General features: G+C 55.9%; 2 rRNA genes. Both read left to right on the plus strand.

Annotation, left to right across the window (positions count from 1 at the left end):
* A 23S ribosomal RNA gene (locus RAC65_RS22250) occupies nt 1-1,421 on the plus strand; the annotation flags it as partial.
* A gap of 103 nt (nt 1,422-1,524) precedes the next feature.
* A 5S ribosomal RNA gene (gene rrf / locus RAC65_RS22255) occupies nt 1,525-1,629 on the plus strand; the annotation flags it as partial.

Here is a 1,629-nt window from a genome sequence, read left to right on the forward strand (position 1 = left end):
GCCAGGCAAATCCGGTGCACTTTACACTGAGGCGTGACGACGAGGCACTACGGTGCTGAAGTGATAAATGCCCTGCTTCCAGGAAAAGCCTCTAAGCATCAGGTAACACGAAATCGTACCCCAAACCGACACAGGTGGTCAGGTAGAGAATACCCAGGCGCTTGAGAGAACTCGGGTGAAGGAACTAGGCAAAATGGTGCCGTAACTTCGGGAGAAGGCACGCTGGCGCGTAGGTGAGGGGACTTGCTCCCGGAGCCGAGGCCAGTCGAAGATACCAGCTGGCTGCAACTGTTTATTAAAAACACAGCACTGTGCAAACACGAAAGTGGACGTATACGGTGTGACGCCTGCCCGGTGCCGGAAGGTTAATTGATGGGGTTATCCGTAAGGAGAAGCTCTTGATCGAAGCCCCGGTAAACGGCGGCCGTAACTATAACGGTCCTAAGGTAGCGAAATTCCTTGTCGGGTAAGTTCCGACCTGCACGAATGGCGTAATGATGGCCAGGCTGTCTCCACCCGAGACTCAGTGAAATTGAAATCGCTGTGAAGATGCAGTGTACCCGCGGCAAGACGGAAAGACCCCGTGAACCTTTACTACAGCTTGACACTGAACACTGAGCCTTGATGTGTAGGATAGGTGGGAGGCTTTGAAGCGTGGACGCCAGTCTGCGTGGAGCCGTCCTTGAAATACCACCCTTTAATGTTTGGTGTTCTAACGTGGGCCCGTGATCCGGGCTGCGGACAGTGTCTGGTGGGTAGTTTGACTGGGGCGGTCTCCTCCCAAAGCGTAACGGAGGAGCACGAAGGTTGGCTAATCCTGGTCGGACATCAGGAGGTTAGTGCAATGGCATAAGCCAGCTTGACTGCGAGAGTGACGGCTCGAGCAGGTGCGAAAGCAGGTCATAGTGATCCGGTGGTTCTGAATGGAAGGGCCATCGCTCAACGGATAAAAGGTACTCCGGGGATAACAGGCTGATACCGCCCAAGAGTTCATATCGACGGCGGTGTTTGGCACCTCGATGTCGGCTCATCACATCCTGGGGCTGAAGTAGGTCCCAAGGGTACGGCTGTTCGCCGTTTAAAGTGGTACGCGAGCTGGGTTTAGAACGTCGTGAGACAGTTCGGTCCCTATCTGCCGTGGGCGCTGGAGAATTGAGGGGGGTTGCTCCTAGTACGAGAGGACCGGAGTGAACGCACCGCTGGTGTCCGGGTTGTCACGCCAGTGGCACTGCCCGGTAGCTAAGTGCGGAAAAGATAAGTGCTGAAAGCATCTAAGCACGAAACTTGCCCCGAGATGAGTTCTCCCTGAGGCTTCGAGCCTCCTGAAGGGACGTTGAAGACGACGACGTTGATAGGCCGGGTGTGTAAGCGCAGCGATGCGTTGAGCTTACCGGTACTAATGACCCGTGAGGCTTAACCTTACAACGCCAGAGGCGTTTTGGGTTGAGAGACAGAAGAATTTTCAGCCTTGTTTACCGGATAACGCCGTGCGGCCCGAGAGGGCGGTGCGGCAGACAGAATCTGCCTGGCGGCTGTAGCGCGGTGGTCCCACCTGACCCCATGCCGAACTCAGAAGTGAAACGCCGTAGCGCCGATGGTAGTGTGGGGTCTCCCCATGCGAGAGTAGGG

The organism is Pantoea sp. BS_8 (assembly GCF_041954965.1).
Taxonomy (GTDB): domain Bacteria; phylum Pseudomonadota; class Gammaproteobacteria; order Enterobacterales; family Enterobacteriaceae; genus Pantoea; species Pantoea stewartii.